The 16,344-nt window shown below is 60.9% G+C and carries 11 protein-coding genes and 2 pseudogenes; 2 read left to right on the top strand and 11 right to left on the bottom strand.

What is annotated here, in order from left to right:
* Positions 1 to 339: 339 nt before the first annotated feature.
* The gene (locus tag ABEA12_RS16490; protein ID WP_210100207.1) at positions 340 to 912 is read right to left on the bottom strand and encodes a hypothetical protein; all 573 of its coding nucleotides are present in this window, start codon (positions 910 to 912) and stop codon (positions 340 to 342) included.
* A 324-nt stretch (positions 913 to 1,236) separates the two neighbouring features.
* Positions 1,237 to 2,742, bottom strand: coding sequence for an IMP dehydrogenase (gene guaB / locus ABEA12_RS16485; RefSeq protein ID WP_210100206.1), 1,506 nt, complete (start codon positions 2,740 to 2,742; stop codon positions 1,237 to 1,239).
* A gap of 270 nt (positions 2,743 to 3,012) precedes the next feature.
* On the opposite strand from guaB, the gene ABEA12_RS16480 reads away from it, so the two are divergent.
* Complete coding sequence (locus ABEA12_RS16480; RefSeq protein WP_210100205.1) at positions 3,013 to 3,669, top strand: pyridoxine/pyridoxamine 5'-phosphate oxidase; 657 nt, start codon at positions 3,013 to 3,015, stop codon at positions 3,667 to 3,669.
* Between the two features lie 422 nt (positions 3,670 to 4,091).
* Here ABEA12_RS16480 and ABEA12_RS16475 read toward each other — a convergent pair whose 3' ends face one another.
* The 6 genes from ABEA12_RS16475 to ABEA12_RS16450 form a co-directional block, all read right to left on the bottom strand.
* Positions 4,092 to 4,241, bottom strand: a complete 150-nt coding sequence (locus ABEA12_RS16475) for a hypothetical protein (RefSeq protein WP_210100204.1) — start codon at positions 4,239 to 4,241, stop codon at positions 4,092 to 4,094.
* A gap of 973 nt (positions 4,242 to 5,214) precedes the next feature.
* Positions 5,215 to 6,882, bottom strand: coding sequence for a glycoside hydrolase family 10-like protein (locus ABEA12_RS16470; protein WP_210100203.1), 1,668 nt, complete (start codon positions 6,880 to 6,882; stop codon positions 5,215 to 5,217).
* Between the two features lie 132 nt (positions 6,883 to 7,014).
* Positions 7,015 to 9,117, bottom strand: a complete 2,103-nt coding sequence (locus ABEA12_RS16465; protein WP_210100202.1) for an acyltransferase family protein — start codon at positions 9,115 to 9,117, stop codon at positions 7,015 to 7,017.
* 211 nt (positions 9,118 to 9,328) lie between these two features.
* Complete coding sequence (gene groL, locus ABEA12_RS16460; protein ID WP_210100201.1) at positions 9,329 to 10,942, bottom strand: chaperonin GroEL; 1,614 nt, start codon at positions 10,940 to 10,942, stop codon at positions 9,329 to 9,331.
* 61 nt (positions 10,943 to 11,003) lie between these two features.
* Complete coding sequence (gene groES / locus ABEA12_RS16455; RefSeq protein WP_210100200.1) at positions 11,004 to 11,300, bottom strand: co-chaperone GroES; 297 nt, start codon at positions 11,298 to 11,300, stop codon at positions 11,004 to 11,006.
* A 410-nt stretch (positions 11,301 to 11,710) separates the two neighbouring features.
* On the bottom strand, positions 11,711 to 13,348 hold the full coding sequence (locus tag ABEA12_RS16450) for a tyrosine-protein kinase domain-containing protein (protein ID WP_210100199.1): 1,638 nt from the start codon (positions 13,346 to 13,348) through the stop codon (positions 11,711 to 11,713).
* Positions 13,349 to 13,592: 244 nt separating this feature from the next.
* On the opposite strand from ABEA12_RS16450, the gene ABEA12_RS16445 reads away from it, so the two are divergent.
* On the top strand, positions 13,593 to 14,189 hold the full coding sequence (locus ABEA12_RS16445; RefSeq protein WP_210100198.1) for an arsenate-mycothiol transferase ArsC: 597 nt from the start codon (positions 13,593 to 13,595) through the stop codon (positions 14,187 to 14,189).
* Here the strand turns inward: ABEA12_RS16445 and ABEA12_RS18760 are convergent.
* From ABEA12_RS18760 to ABEA12_RS16430, 3 genes and pseudogenes are all read right to left on the bottom strand, one after another.
* A pseudogene (locus tag ABEA12_RS18760) lies at positions 14,155 to 14,388 on the bottom strand (transposase); the annotation flags it as partial. The gene ABEA12_RS16445 and the pseudogene ABEA12_RS18760 sit on opposite strands and share 35 nt — an antisense overlap.
* A gap of 40 nt (positions 14,389 to 14,428) precedes the next feature.
* Positions 14,429 to 15,505: pseudogene (locus tag ABEA12_RS16435) on the bottom strand (IS110 family RNA-guided transposase).
* A 304-nt stretch (positions 15,506 to 15,809) separates the two neighbouring features.
* Positions 15,810 to 16,172, bottom strand: a complete 363-nt coding sequence (locus ABEA12_RS16430; RefSeq protein ID WP_425571797.1) for a transposase — start codon at positions 16,170 to 16,172, stop codon at positions 15,810 to 15,812.
* Between the last annotated feature and the right edge of the window lie 172 nt (positions 16,173 to 16,344).

The following is a 16,344-nucleotide window of genomic DNA, read 5'->3' as shown; positions in this document are numbered from 1 at the left end:
CAGCTTGGGGTCTGACGGGTTTCTGCGGGATCGCCCCTCAATCTAACGATTGGCTAGGGACGACCCAAATGAGCTTACACAAAACACCGTGGTAGCAACAAGCATGGACACACTTCTGCTCCAGTGCCGGGTGGCAAGCTTCAGACTTCGTGGCATTCCAGATTAGGGCAAGGGCAACATTGCCCGGATTGCCAATCAGAATCGCCTGTGGACGCCCGAGAACGGTACCGAGTGCTTCGGCGAATGTTCAGACGCGGACGTGATATACCAACGCCATGAGCGCAGACGTTCTCCAGAGCTTGTTAACAACGACTCAGCAGCCTTTTGCCGGGATTCTTCTTACGGCGTCGATTTCAGGATATCGATAGGACGTTGCGTCCAATCGGGAAGCATGTCCGAACAACCCCAGCCTGCAGAGGCCTTCATGAGGCCAGCCAATTCATGGGTGACTTCCCTGAAACGTAGTCTTGGCGCCACTGGCCTATCCATCGCCATCATCTTCACCTCACCGGGAAAGCAGCGGGTTACATGGACTTTCGATCGAGTCACGTGGGCATCAAAAGTCAGAACGGCTACAGAGTCCCATCCTTCTTGCCTGGCAAGATCTCCCAGGGCGATGGCTTCGCCTTGGGTCGTGACGGGGTCGGGTGAAATGCAAAGAACCCTGTAAGTACTTCGAGGCTGGCACTCACTGGCGGTATTTATCCTGGCGCGGGGAACCACGGAGTACACGACAGTGGGTATCAATCCCATGCCCATGATCCTTTCGGCCTCCTGAAACCGCTCGGGCGCGCTGGCCAACACGACCAATGCGTCCGCCCGGGTGGTGGTTGGATCATCCAGTTCCGGATTCAAGATGAAGAGCGTCATGAGGCACAAGGCAATGACGCTGGTTCCTGCAACCAAAGCCACACCGTATCGTAGCGCCCGAGCTATGCCGTGACGTTCCCTCCTGGGTACAGGCAAACTGCAGTCATTCGTTGAGCAGTTGAGGTCTTCGCCCACATTTATCCCTTCCGGAGTCTGGAACAGCAGAAAATTTCCTTGTATTCCATGAGGTCAAAGAACCAAGATAGCTGCCACGCAAAGTTTACTTGGGGTCAGGTCAAAGCGTCTTCGAACCCGGTACAGCCCCCCAGGCACATACCGGGTTAACGATCCAAGGCATTGGTTCTCCCCCCGGGAATGGGAAGCAACCAATGCCTTGAAAGCAACTAGTCCGAATTCGGTCTATTTTTAGCGTGAACGGTAGTTCGGTGCCTCCACGGTCATCATGATGTCGTGCGGGTGTGATTCCTTCAGACCCGCAGCGGTGATGCGCACGAACTTGCCGCGTTCCTTCAAATCCGGGATGGTTCGCCCGCCGACGTAGAACATCGTCTGGCGCAGACCGCCGACCAGCTGGTGTGCCACTGCCGAGAGCGGACCGCGGTACGGGACCTGGCCCTCGATGCCCTCGGGGATGAGCTTCTCGTTGGAGGGCACATCCGACTGGAAGTAGCGGTCCTTGGAATACGAGGTGTTCTTGCCGCGGGTTTCCATCGCACCGATGGACCCCATGCCGCGATAGGCCTTGAACTGCTTGCCGTTCATGAATACAAGGTCACCCGGGGACTCGGCGGTGCCGGCCAGCAGGGAACCGAGCATGACCGAGTCAGCGCCGGCAACCAGTGCCTTGCCGATGTCGCCCGAGTGCTGCAGGCCTCCGTCGGCGATCAGCGGGACCCCGGCGGGGATGGCTGCCTTGGCCGATTCGTAGATGGCAGTGACCTGCGGGACACCGACGCCGGCGACGATGCGGGTGGTGCAGATGGAGCCCGGGCCAACGCCGACCTTGATGGCGTCCGCGCCGGCGTCAATCAGTGCCTGTGCTCCCTCGCGGGTTGCCGCCTGGCCGCCGATGACATCCACGTGTGCGGCAGCCGGGTCCTTCTTCAGGCGCGCAATCATATCCAGCACGCCCTGGGAGTGGCCGTTGGCGGTGTCGACGACCAATACGTCGACGCCGGTCTCGATCAGCGCCATGGCGCGGTCGTAGCCTTCGCCGAAGAAGCCCACTGCCGCCCCCACGCGCAGCCGTCCCTCGTCGTCCTTGGTGGCCAACGGGTATTGCTCCGCCTTGTCGAAGTCCTTGACCGTGATCAGGCCCTCGAGGATGCCGTTGTCATCGACCAGCGGCAGCTTCTCGATGCGGTGCTTGCCCAGCAGCGCGATGACTTCTTCGCGGGAGACCCCTACCTTGGCGGTGATCAGCGGCATCGGCGTCATCACCTCGTAGACCTTGGTGGTCATGAAGGTCTCGCGCGGCACAAAGCGGGTGTCGCGATTGGTGATGATGCCCAGAAGCTTGGACTTCTCGTCAACCACCGGAAGTCCCGAAACGCGGTAGTGTGCGCACAAATCGTCCCAGTCGGCCAGTGTCGCCCCGGGGTTCACCGTCACCGGGTTGGTGATCATGCCCGATTCGCTGCGCTTGACCTGGTCAACCTGGTTGGCTTGGTCATCGATCGAGAGGTTGCGGTGGATGATGCCGATACCGCCCTGGCGGGCCAGCGCGATGGCCATCGGTGCCTCGGTGACGGTATCCATCGCGGCCGAAATCAGCGGGATGTTGATGTTGATCCGACGGGTCAGGCGGGTGGTCGTGTCGGCGTCGGATGGGATCACGTCCGTGGGACCCGGGAGCAGCAAGACATCATCGTAGGTGAGGCCTTCGAAGGCAAAGGGATTGAATTCAGTCACGGGAGACCTTTCACGACGGTGCGGGGATTGGTTCCATCCTAGAACGCTTCGCCGCCCAGCGACATTCCCCCCTACCATCTGTGTCCAACGCGACGTCATTGGGCGGCGTGGACCACGGAGTCGTGGCTTCCGGCGAGCGCGACCGACGCAAGGCCACGGGGAAACCGATGTGCGACTGCCGGGTGTTCCTGGCGGGTTTGCGGGAGACCGCCCACCGTGTGCTGAGTGTTGCTGCCTTCCACGTTTTTTCTTCCCATGGACAATGGGAGCATGCAGACATTTCGTGAAGAGCTCAGGGCAGTTCCCTCCGTTGCCGGACAGGCTCCCGACGTCGATTGGGAATCGGTGCCCCAGACACCGCACGAACTGTTCATGGAATGGTTCCGCCATGCATTGACCCAAGGAGTACCCGAAGCACACGCAACGACGCTCTCAACCGTCGATGAGCGCGGTGCCCCCGATGCACGCATGGTGATCCTCAAGGACGTGAGCGCCGTGGGCAACTTCAAGTTCGCGACGAGTGACGAATCGGCCAAGGCACAACAATTGCTGGGCAACCCGAATTGTGCACTCACCCTGTTCTGGAGTCCTGTCGCCCGCTCGATCCGCGTCCGCGGTGTCGCTCATCGAGCGTCCGCGGCCGAGTCGGCAGCGGATTTCCGTGCGCGCCACCCGCTGGCCCGGGCGATTGCCTTGACCGGGCAGCAAAGCTCGATTCTTACCGATGGTGCAGACCGGATTGCGGCCATCACGCGCGCCGAGGCGGCCGTGCAGAACGATGACACTCTGGTGTCCCCGCTGTGGTCGGTATGGACCGTGGTGCCGAGCTCAGTGGAATTCTGGCAGGGTGATCCTGGCCGTGACCATCACCGTCTTCGCTATGTCCGCGATGGGGCCGCGTGGGAGCGTCAACGTTTGGCCTGCTGAGGCACGGAGCCACCATGGGACGCGTTTGGTGGAACGTGGCCCACAAAGGCGTTTCTCCTTGGATTGGAGCAGTCAAACCAGCGGTGTACCGGGCCCTTCCTTTGGTCTGGCTAGGGATCCTGAGAAGTTCGGTGACGTCCCGTGTTCCTGCCACGACGGCAAGTACCGCAGATGGGTTTGCCCAACGCATCAAGCTCCTGCGGAACCAGCAGCAACACCAAGAATCCGGTGCTTGCTGCCCATCCGATATTCAATCCGCCATTGTCCGAAAAGAAACCCCAGAGCGCCCTGGCCTCGGGGATCTCCACCGGAATCGAACGTCCGGGCCACCGGGGGTCCTCTACCACCCGGATGTCTTCCCCGACCTCGTGAAAGAATTTCCCGCGGAGCCCGTAGGCAAGCTTGTTTTCGTTAGGGCCTAATCACGTCGTGGGGCTCATGTCTTTGCCGCCGAAGTCGAGCAACACGGTGTCCACCACGGGTTCGGTCGTCACCGGTCCCCGGGCATATGCCAACTCCCGGCCGGTGGTGGAACCCAGGATAAGAAACGTCGCGTTTAGTGTGATGACCAAGTCCCCAAGGATTATGCCGCGGGAACGCGTATGCCCCTGGGCGAAATTAATCCACTTTGTCCCTGCAGAATCTGTCGCGGACTCCACATGTTCGGCAACTTGGACGTCCAACGAGGAGGGTCTCGGTGAGGATGTAGCATCAGCGCGCCACAACCAGGAGAAGTGGCACTAGCAAATATCAAACAGGGGATGAAACCGATCCAGATATCTTCGCTGCTCGTTTCCCTCCAATCTTGCCCGGGGCTGAGCACCAAGTAGCATTGGGCATTCTCCGGGTCCTGGACCACGGTGACGGGGTTTCCTGCCGGGAAAGAGGAATCGGTGTTGCAGGAGGATAAATCTTCCTCGAGAAGCACGGCGCTTTCCACGCCTTGCGTGGAGGCAAGAGGCTCATCGCGCTGATCGCCAAAACCCACGGCAGTGAGATACCGGCACCGATCCTCGGGACGACGGCCCCCGCAATACAGCAGACGAGCGAGCGCCGAGATCTCTCGGCCGGCCAGGGCCGCTCCCCCGCGCGGGAAAATATGTCCCCCAGGAGGTACGAACAGATATCCGTGGCACCCCGCCACGAAGGCAATGGAGCCAAGACCAAATCCCCGTGTACTGTCAACATGGGGCTTGCCAACATCCCCGCTATGCCTACTCGTTCGACGTTCCCCGGTGGCTTCCTAAGGCCACCGCTTTCATGGCCAAAGCATCAGAATATGGGTTGGTAGGCAACAAACGGGATTGAACGCGCGGGAACTCCGTGGAGGTCATATGCAGTGGGTTGGGCGGTTTTCCCCCGGCACGTAATTGGTGGTTTTACCCGGCAAGAATCCGCCACTTTAACCAATCCACGCACTGCGGTTGGCTTGACGGCAAACAGCGCAATGACCATGGGGGCAGCGCGGTTCCCTCCCACGGAACATGGCATTTGCTGACTACGGAGACCGGATGCACGTACCCGCTTGGTGCGGACAAGGTCTTTTTATGCCTTGACGAAGATTGCCGTGGCGCGCAGGGAGTCTATGCCTGTCTGGCTGATCGACTGGATCATGTACCAGTACCGTTGGCCGGGCACAGCGCTGGAATCCGTCCAGGCCTGGTAGTACTGGGTACGTGGCACCAGCTTGACCAAGTAGGTGCCCGTGGATTGGATGTAGGGAATCACCGAACCGGTGGAGGTCCACCGCCAGATGGCAATGAGCGTCTTCCTTTCCCCGGAATTCGAGGACTTCCAACTGAGCTTCATTCCGGCAGATGTCCGCAAGACTGAAGTGATCACCGGGGTGTACGGACGCGTTGAGACCATGTGGGGCATAGGTACCGGCAGGCTGGGACGCGAATAGTAGACAGCGGAAAGGATTCCCATTGAATTGAGCGTGTTCGCCCTTACCGCGGTCGCGTTGTAGAACGACTGCCCGGTCACTACCCCCACGCTCCTGGTCTTGGCCGTATGGTCGCGCAACTCGTTTTTATCGTTCCAGGCACCACCGCTGCCGACCCTGTAGGCGGCCTCCCCGATCCATAGCTTCACCGAGTTGCCCAAGACCTGCTTGGCCCACCAGTCAACCAGCACGTTGTAGTTTGCGGGGCTGTACCCCTGGTACCAGTACAACTGCGGCACGACGTAGTCCACCCAACCATTCTTCACCCATCCCCGGGAATCGGCATACAACGCCGAGTAGGCCTCAAGGCCTGCCGTCGCTGATCCGAGACTCGATGAAGTGTTGTTGCGCCAGATGCCGAATGGCGAGATCCCGAAAGCCACCCGCGGTTTGGCGGCTCGAATTGCTTTTTGCATATCCCGGATGAACACGTTGACATTGTTCCGCCGCCACGAAGCAACCGACGTGTAGCTTCCCTTGTACGCGGCCCAGGCCGCCGAGTCGGGAATCGATGCCCCCGCGACCGGATAAGGGTAGAAGTAGTCATCGAAGTGCAGGCCGTCGATGTCGTATCGGCTGACCAGGTCCTTGACGACGGAAGTAATGTAGCTACGCACCGCCGGGATTCCCGGGTCGTAATAACGCTTGCCACCGTAGGCGAAAGACCACGTCAGGTTCTTTCGGGCAGGATGGGTTGCAACCAGGGCGCTCAGCGATGCGCCGGTGGAAACCCGGAAGGGGTTGACCCACGCATGCAGGGCCAACGCCCGCCGGTGCGCTTCGGTGACCGCATATGCCAGCGGGTCATAGCCGGGGTCCTTGCCCTGGGTGCCCGTCAGGTACTGCGACCAAGGCTCCCCCAAGGTGGAAATCCACATCCTGTCCGCTGCGGGACGTACCTGCAGCATCACCGTGTTGAGCTTGCGCTTCACGGCAAGGTCCAGCAATGAGACAAGTTCCGCCTTTTGCGCGGCCACGGACAAACCGGCCTTGGAAGGCCAATCGACGTTGAGCACACTGGCGATCCACATGCCGCGGAATTCGGTGCGCGGGGTGAGAGCGTTGACGCCGGTGTTTCTGCCAGCGACCGTATAAACCCGCCCTGCCACGGCCGCGGCATTAGCCGGTGAAGGCGGACCCAGCAATGGCATCAGCGCTGCGGTGCTCACTGCCACCGCAGTCGCAGTCAGGAATTCACGCCTGTTCAGGGAAAAGCGTTGTTCCATCGCTGGTCGGGACTGGGCTGCGACTTTTTGGTTCTTCTCCATGCCGGATTCTCCACATGACTGGTTTCCCATCGCTCGTGTTTCCCCCCAGCAGAGCGTGAATCGAGGCTATCCGGCAGAAATGGAGGATGGAAGCACGGCACCATCACGATTGCGGCGTGTGCACGGTGGTGGTTATTTCTCCCAGCCAAGAGCCGTGAAGAAGCGTTCCTCGAACACCTCGGCGGTGCTGCGCACGTAGGTGCTGGTGAGGTGGGACTGGTCCATGTAGATCAGTACGTTGCCTACGATCGGGCTACAGGTCCCTTCCGGGCAGAGCTGGTCGGTCATGTCCATGGTGGAGAAGTTCTCTCCCCATTCACCGCTCTTGACGATTGGCTCAAGCGGAGAGACCTTGGCAATTAGCTTTGACACGGGCTTGCTGCAAGCTGAGGCGTCCGCACCGAACCGGTCAACGCACTCCGGTGCGGGGTTGGTGAATCGCGGGGTGTCGCGCATCGCCACCACGGGGATTCCGGCGTCGAGCATCGGCTGGATCCCTGCGCGGTAGTCCGGCACGATTTGCTCCTGCTCCGCGGCGGTACGTCCGTCTTCGTCCTCACCGAGCATGGTGAAGGTGCCGATGGTGAATACTGCGTCGGGGTCGTGCTCAAGCACGTACGCCCCGGCTGCGAGGTTGAAGTCCCCGCAGGCATCGCCGCGGGTCTCCGAAGGCCCGCCGAAACGGCAGGAGGGACGCGTGAGCAGGATCCACTGCCAATCCTGTTTCTCCGCCATCACATCAACGGCACCGCTCCAGTGCTGGGCGTGTGAATCCCCCAGCAACACAATGGTCTTTTCCGCTTCCGGGTTCCCGCCCTGCTGGCAGTATTCGATGGCGCCGGATCTCGGGGCCCAGGGACCGGCACAGTCCTCGCCAAAGTTTGACCACTCGTCATCGAGCTTGCTGGTCAGCGGGATCGGGAGGGCCGCGGCATCGGGCACGTGGCCGAAGGAAGGGTCAAGGATCGCGGCTCCGGGATTATCGATCCCGGCCTGCGAAGCCGCCCGGGTTTCCTCCGCGGAGACCCGGTGCTCCCATCCGCCCAGGGGAACCAGAACCAGTGCGAGCAGCACGGCGATGCTCAGCCCCACGCGGCGGCGCTTGGCAGAGAGCCATTTCCAGGAACGCATCGGGGACTCGACGATCTTGGTGGTGGCCCAGGCCAGGAGCAGGGAGAGCAGCATCAATCCCAGGCCGGTTCCAAAGGAGATGGACTCGCCGCCGGTTTCCACCAGGAAGAAGATCATCACCGGCCAGTGCCAAAGGTACAGCGCGTAGGAGATGTCCCCCAGTTTCACCAACGGACCCAGTGCCAGCACGCGCTGGACCCCGAAGTTGTTAGGCGGGGCCATGAGGATGAACGCCGCGGCCAGGGTGGGCCACAGGGCCAAGTAGCCGGGGAACTGGTGCTCGACCTGCAGCAGCATGCCGCAGGAGACGATGGCGGCCAATCCCACCCATCCCAGCGGCACGGTCAGCGCGGCGGGCAACTTTTGCAACAACGGCAGGAAGACGGCGACCAGGGAACCGAGGGCAAATTCCCAGAGCCTGGCTCCGGTGTCGAAGTACGCCCATTCCTGCGCGGTGGCCGTGATGTGGATCGAGTAGGCCAGGGAGCCGATGAAGACGGCGCCGAACAGGATGCCCATGGTGCCGCGGTAGGTCAGCGAAGGGAACCTGGTGGACAGGACCTTGAAGAGCACTACGCCGGCAGCCAGCAACAGCGGCCAGAGGATGAAGATCTGTCCCTGGATGGACAGGGACCAGAAGTGTTGAAGTGGGCTGGCTGTGGCGTGGTCGGTGGCGTAATAGTCAACGGACTCCCCGGCCAGCTGCCAGTTTTGCCGGTAGAAAAGGCTGGCGGAGGTTTGCTCCATGATCGAGCTCCACCGCGCCTTGGGCAAGAAGGCAATGCTTGCCGCGATGACCGCCACCAGCACCAGGACGGCCGCGGGCAGCAGCCGGCGGAAGACGTTGAGCCAATAGGAGATCAGTGCCAACGGCCGCCCGGTCTCAACCTTGCGGATAAAGGCCCCGGTGAGGAAGAACGCCGAGAGCATCAAGAAGACATCCACGCCGCCGGAGACCCGGCCAAACCAGACGTGGTAGACCATCACCAGCACCACCGCCAGGGCTCGCAGGCCCTGAAGTTCGGGCCTGAAGCCGGAAACAGGCTTGGTGCCTGCTGGCTTGCCCCGTGCCGCTAGGACAGGGGCTGGCGAGTGGATCGACATCTGCACTTCCTGGGATTCTTGCTTGATCAGGGCGCAGTGACTAAGGCCCAAGAGATACAAGCTTAGCAAACGCCGTTATGGTTTCGTTACGCAAGCATGTTGCAACTGCCATCCAACGCCAAGCGCCGCCGGCGTTCCGCTCACCTCTTCAGAAGAAGTGGAGGGCGAAATGCCGGCGGCGCCTGTTCTTGCCGCTTTGCGTTGAGCCTGTTTAGTGGCTATGGCCCGCGTGCGAGCCGGCTTCCGCTTCGGGCTTCTCGGCAACCAAGGTTTCGGTGGTCAGCACGAGGGCCGCGATCGAGGCCGCGTTGCGCAGCGCCGAGCGGGTGACCTTGACCGGGTCGATGACTCCGGCCTCGATCAGGTTCTCGTACACACCGGTCAGGGCGTTGAAACCCTCGTTGGCCGGTGAATCGGTAACCTTGGCGGTGACGACGTAGCCGTCAAACCCGGCGTTCTGAGCGATCCAGCGCAACGGCTGGACCAGTGCGCGGCGTGCAATGCCAACACCGGCAACAGCGTCACCGGTCAGCGCGAGCACGGCCGAATCGGTGTCAAGCACCGCAAGTGCGTCAACCAATGCGGTACCGCCACCTGCAACGATTCCCTCTTCGAGGGCCGCGCGGGTGGAGGAAACTGCATCTTCGATACGGTGCTTGCGTTCCTTGAGCTCGACCTCGGTGGCTGCGCCGACCTTGATCACGCCGATGCCGCCCGAGAGCTTGGCAAGGCGCTCGGAGAGCTTCTCGCGGTCCCACTCGGAATCGGTGCGGGTCAGTTCGGCCTTGAGCTGCGAGACGCGGTCCGCAACGTCCTCGGCGGTGCCTGCACCGTCAACGATGGTGGTGGCGTCCTTGGTGACGGTGATGCGGCGAGCCGATCCCAGCACCTCGAGCCCTACCTGGTCCAGCTGCAGGCCCAGGTCAGGGGAAACAACCTGTGCACCGGTGAGGATCGCGATGTCCTGCAGCATGGCCTTGCGGCGGTCGCCGAAGCCCGGGGCCTTGACTGCCACGGCGCTGAGCGTGCCACGGATCTTGTTCACCACGAGGGTGGAGAGGGCTTCGCCTTCGGTGTCCTCGGAGATGATGAACAGCGGCTTGCCTGCTGCCAGTACCTTCTCCAGCAGCGGCAGGAATTCGGCCACAGTGGAGATCTTGCCCGAGTTGACCAGGATCAGTGCGTCCTCGAGGATCGCCTCCTGGCGCTCGGGGTCGGTGACGAACTGCGGGGACAGGTAGCCCTTATCGAACTGCATGCCCTCGGTGACGACCAACTCGGTGGCCGTGGTAGAGGACTCTTCGATGGTGATGACCCCGTCGGTGCCCACCGTTTCGAAGGCCTGGGCCAACAACTTGCCGATTTCCTCGTCCTGGGCCGAGATGGCAGCAACGTTGGCTACCTGCTGACCCTCGACCGGAACGGCATTTTCGGCCAAGCGTGCGGCGACCGCCTCAACGGCGACCTCGATGCCACGCTTGATGTCACCCGGAGCGGCGCCGGCGGCAACGTTGCGCAGGCCCTCCTTGACGAAGGCCTGGGCGAGCACGGTGGCGGTGGTGGTTCCGTCCCCTGCCACGTCATTGGTCTTGGTGGCTACTTCCTTGGCCAGCTGTGCGCCAAGGTTCTCGTAGCTGTCTTCAAGTTCGATCTCACGGGCGATGGTGACGCCGTCGTTGGTGATCGTCGGTGCACCCCAGGCCTTGGAGAGCACCACGTTTCGGCCGCGCGGGCCGAGGGTTACCTTCACGGTGTTTGCGAGCTTGTCGATGCCCGCTTCGAGGGCGCGTCGCGCCTCTTCGTTAAACGCTAGCTGTTTTGCCATGTCCTACTCCTTATAAGCTACATAAAGCCCCGACCAGGGGCCGGGGCTTTATGAGAAAAAACTACTTTACGACGATGGCCAGGACATCGCGCGCCGAGAGCACCAGGTACTCTTCGCCGCCGACCTTGACTTCGGTTCCGCCGTACTTGGAGTAGATCACGACGTCGCCTTCGGCTACGTCTACCGGAACGCGGTTGCCGTTGTCATCGATGCGGCCCGGTCCTACTGCTACGACCTTGCCTTCCTGCGGCTTTTCCTTAGCGGAATCCGGGATGACCAGTCCGGAAGCAGTGGTGGTTTCTGCTTCGAGCGGCTGGACGACAATGCGATCCTCGAGAGGCTTAATGGAGACAGACATCGTCTCTCCTTTGCGTGAGTTACCAATGGTTTACGGGCCGTTGTGGCTATACCAACCGTCGTCGCGGTGCCAGCTGGTGTACCTCAGGCTTTCGGCACTTGTTGGAATCAACGTGTGCCACCACTGACTCTAGGCAATTCGTTAGCACTCGGTCAAGGCGAGTGCTAACGAAGGGGTCTTTTACGCGCTCGGCGCACTCTGTTCGCCCACCGGAAACACAGAACCTGCAAGGTGAGTAACTAACGTTATCGTGCTTCACTGGACCCAAGAAGTTCCGCGTAGCTTGCGACGTCGGTCCGGCGAGATCGGTCGCCGTGAATATACGGAGGTTTGAGAGCCACCGGCTTATACAAAGAAACCACCTCTATCCAACCCCATTGGCTCGATACAGGTGGTTGCACTTGCGATCGTTATTGCCTTAGATGACGCATCCCGGCCCGGGTGGTCAAGACCTCGTCAAATTCCGCATCCATCGGAATCGGGGTGGTTAGGGTGCCACTAACATTTCCGTAGTCCTGGTTCAACCGTTGGTCATCTACAGGGCGCGTCGGCGCCTGAACCGGAACCGCCTCGTTCAACCGACGGCTGGTCTTGGTTTTTTTCGGCTTGCCCTTGGCAGGTGTCTCGGAAGCATAGTAGTACTGGCCGTAGTAGCCGTAGTTCGCCGCCGCAGCGCCCTTGGTTGGTACTTGGTTCAGCACGAATCCCAAGACCCGTGCCCCGACCTTGTGAAGATTGCTCAATGATTTGGCAACCTCCTCGGTGGAGGTCGAATCAGCCTTCACCACCACGAGTACACCGTCCACAAAGTTGCTCAACACGGCCGCGTCCGTCACCGGGAGCAGCGGGGGCGCGTCAATGAGAACCAAGGCGTCGCGGCTCATATCTTCAAGGAGGGAAAGCATCGCTTGGGAACCCAGGAGTTCCGAGGGGTTCGGTGGGATGCGTCCCGCTGCGAGGATCGACAACGAGGGAATGGGGCCATAGGGCTGCAAGACGTCATCTAGGCTCGCATGCTGGCTGAGAACATCGGTGATCCCCGCCCCGCCAGGGAGGCCGAAGACGTCGGTGATCACGGGCCGTCGCAAGTCGGCGTCAATCAGGATCGTGGGTCGTCCTGTGGACGCAACGGCCACTGCTAGGTTCGCCGCCACGGATGACTTGCCTTCCCCTGGCACCGAGGACGTCACGAGGATAACCCGTGCGGGCCTGTCAACGTCGACGTACGTGAGGTTGGTGCGCAGCTCGCGCAGTGCTTCCGAGTAGGGGTGCGAGGCTCGGTCGTCGTGATCCAGGGCGCCGGTCTCGACCGTCGTGCGGTTGTTCACCAGACGCGGGTCCAGCGGAATGCTACCGATGACCGTCGTACCCAGCTTTTCCAAGTCTTCCACGGAGCGAACCCGACGATCCAGGTGCTGCCGGAGCAGTGCGTAACCGATGCCGAGGGCCAGCCCAATGATAGCCCCCAGCGCAACGGCAAGCTTGGTGTTTGGTGACGCCGGGGACGTCGGAACCTCGGCCTCCACCAACGGAACGAATTGGACGATGGTTTCGTCCTTTGATGATTTGGTGGCAAAGCCGGATTCGATGTCAGTGACTTGCGCAGCGAGGGCGGTTACCCACGCGTTGGCGGTCTTCTGCGCGACGACCGGATCTGGACCAGTAATACTCAGGCGTACTTCGGCCGTGCCCGTGGGCAGCTCGACATTGAGCTGGCCGAGAAGTGCATCGGCGCTGGTATCGAGCTTCAGGTCTTCACGGACGCGCTGCGCTACCGTGCGGGTAGCTGCAATGCTCTTGTAGCTAATGGCACGCGACTTGGCCAGGCTGTCCCCCGAAAGCGCCAGCGCCGCGGTATCCGCTCCGTTGGCAATGACCAGGCCCGACGCCGACGCAGCATACAGCGGTTGCTGCGTGAGCGACCAGCCAAACGCGCACAGGACAGCGATCAGGACAATGCTGCAGATGCTCCGCCAAAAGGTGCGCAACACCCGCAGGTACTGCCGTAAATCTGGCCCGTCAGCCACGTTCTCTTCAAGTTGTTCCACTGATGGTGCTCCCGTTAAAATTGCGCGCAGTCGATAAGGCTCTGAGGTGGGTTTATGACAATCCTAGCTCGAAGTTCTCCCTAGCTTCGACAGAGTTCACTCGAACCTGACGAACGCCGAGCCCGCTAATCCGAGAAAGCGCGGAATCGCCCAGGCCCATGAGCCTGCTGACAGCATCCGGTTGCTGTCGAGGGTCATCCTTTGCGTTGCTAATGTTGTTTGATGGCTTGGCTATGATCAAGTCATGATCAGGATCCTCACAGTATGCACCGGCAACATTTGTCGTTCCCCTTTTGCCGAGCTGTATCTCCAAAGCGAACTGGACCGCATCTCCCCAGGATCATTCACGCTTCGTAGCGCCGGCACCCACGCGCTGGTAGGACACGGCATGGACGAGCGTTCCTCGATGAGGCTGGGTGAAATCGGTGTAGCCAGCGACGACTTCGTTGCCCGGCAGCTTGACGAAACCATCCTCAGCTATATCGATCTGGTACTCGCCCTGTCCGACGAACACCGGAACAGAATCGTTGCGATGAATCCCCGACTGCTCAAGCGTACCTACACGATTCGCGAATTCGCCGCGGTGCTGGACGAAGTTGCGGCGCTGCCAGCAGGTTCACTTCCCACTGGAAGTGAACCTGCTGTGGTGGAGATGCGCTGGGCAGCTTTGCTCAAGGCAGCCCCTCTTGTGCGGCACGGGGCTCGCGTGAAGGCGGAAGGGCAACTCGATGTCATGGACCCTTATCGCCAGAGCGACGCGGTGTATGACCGGATGGTCGATGATTTGTTGCCTGCCCTGAAAGCAATCATTGAGTTCGAGTACAGACAAGCCACCGGCTAACCCGGCTCTTCGGATTCTGGCGTTGTGAGATCGGCCTAAGCCCGGCAGTATCGGGGCCACCGGCTGCGAGCAGGGAGCGGATGCGGTAGTTCTCGAAGTCGCGGAATCCGCGGACAATGCGTCGGGTGGTTTCGATGACGCCCTTGATGGCTTCGGTGGGACCGTTGGAGGATCCCTGAGTAGCAAGGTAGGCGCAGATTTGTTACCGCCATTTCTTTAGGTGACCCTTCCTATGTCTGTCAAGCGTTACTCGGGACCTCGCGTTGGGCATTGAAAATGCGGTAGACGCGCCGAGCAAGATAACGCTTGATGCATCGCAGGATTTCCTTGGTGGTGAGTCCATCCGCCTCCCTCTTGCGCACATATTTGCAGGTTTCCTCGTCGTGGGTCATCCGCGAGATGGAGACCAAATGCAGCGCCCTGTCGAGGCTCCTGTCGCCGCCGCGATTGAGTCGATGCCGGACGGTATTGCCTGATGACGCCGGGATTGGATTCACGCCGGCGAGGGACGCGTACGCGGCTTCCGAATGAACACGCCCCTGGTGGGACCACACGGTCAGGCACGTGGCAGCCGCAATGGCAGCGAAGCCCGTTATATCCAGGAGCGGCGCGGCCTCACTGACCTTGACCAGCTCGGTGATCTGTTTGTTATTGCTACTCAAATCCTTGTCGAGCTCATCGGATCGTTTTGCCAAGCGGACGGCTTCGGCACGGGCCGCCGCGAGCGCCAACTCCTCGTCCCGGGCACGCAACCGGGACACCTCGGTAATCTGCGCCGGTCAGTGCCATGAGGGCGTCCAGACCAAGCTCGTTGACGCGCACCAGCGAAGTCAGCGCATTCAGTGCCCGAGTGCGCTCACCGGTCGTGGCTTCACGAGCCGCCACCAGGACCATCAGGGCCGCGCGAATGCCTTCACTCAGACGGGGGCGACGCAATTGCTTGTCCTCCAACGGCAGTACAGCCCTGGCAATCCGCTGCGAATTGAGCTTGTCGGATTTGCCGACGCCATGGCGGGCCCGTGCGTCCATCCGCGCCGCCTCGACGACTTCGTATCCCTCGGCGGCTACGGCGCCGGCGAGGATGGCCCCGTAGGAGGCTGCGCCTTCGATCACCCAGAGAGCGGCGAGGTCCGCGCCGGTGCGACGTGCCACCCAGGCAATGGCGCGGTTGATGCCAGCGCTGCTGGTGGGGAAATCCTTGGTATCGTCCCGTTCGCCGGTCGTGGCGGCGATAATGGCGTAAACGTGGTTCCGTGCGTGGGTGTCGACACCGACGACAAACGCATGTGCATGGGTGCAATGGTCATTGCGGTCATTCGTACTTTCCTCTTCACGGATGTGGTCATGGCCGCTGTCGGCCGGTACCAGTCCGGGTAGAGGTCACTTCGGAACAACACTGTGACGAGTCACGCCCTGGGGCGGACAACCTTCTGATCAAGTCACCGAGGTGGGCCAGGCAGGTACCAGCCGATCACCCAACAGTTGGACAAGTCACCGAAAAAGTATCCACGCTGAGCCAGCGTGGGTTTGAGTCACAACCATCGGGCGGAACAGCCAGTACCTACTATGCCAGCCAGTCCCAGACCAGCTGCAAACAAGTCGTGTTGACCCTTCTATGGCTTAAGTCAAGAGGGTTCGAAGTTGCCTGAACAGTTGGCGGGCGATGAATCGTTTGATGCAGAGGCGAATGTCCCGAAGCGTCTTGCCTTCGGAGGTTCGTCGTTCAACGCATGCGATGGTTGTTGCGTCGAACGTCATTCTGCACCCGGCAATCGTATGAATCGCCTTGTTGAGCTGCCTGTCGCCGTGACGATTGAGACGATGTCGGGTCTTGTTTCCAGAGGATGCCGCAATCGGATTCACGCCCGCCAATGAGGCAAAGGCAGCCTCCGAACGGACTCGTCCATGATGCGAGTAGGAAACGAGTATCTGAGCAGCTGATACGGGGCCAACACCAAACACGTCCAAGAGGCCGACTGCCATCGCAGTCACGACCTCCTGTAGCTGCTTTTGGTTCGATACCAGCTTGGTGTTAAATAGCGGTATTTGAAACCGCCAGTCCACGTAAGTGGAACTGCATCGCCACGAACAGGGAACCGGCACCCTGGACGTGATTCTCTGGTCTGAGCTGCAACACACCCGGTGTTGCGCTTTG

The sequence above is a fragment of the Paeniglutamicibacter antarcticus genome, from assembly GCF_039544305.1.
Lineage (GTDB): Bacteria > Actinomycetota > Actinomycetes > Actinomycetales > Micrococcaceae > Paeniglutamicibacter > Paeniglutamicibacter antarcticus_C.
Note: the sequence above shows the minus strand (reverse complement) of the source record. Positions and strands in the feature narration are given on the sequence as shown.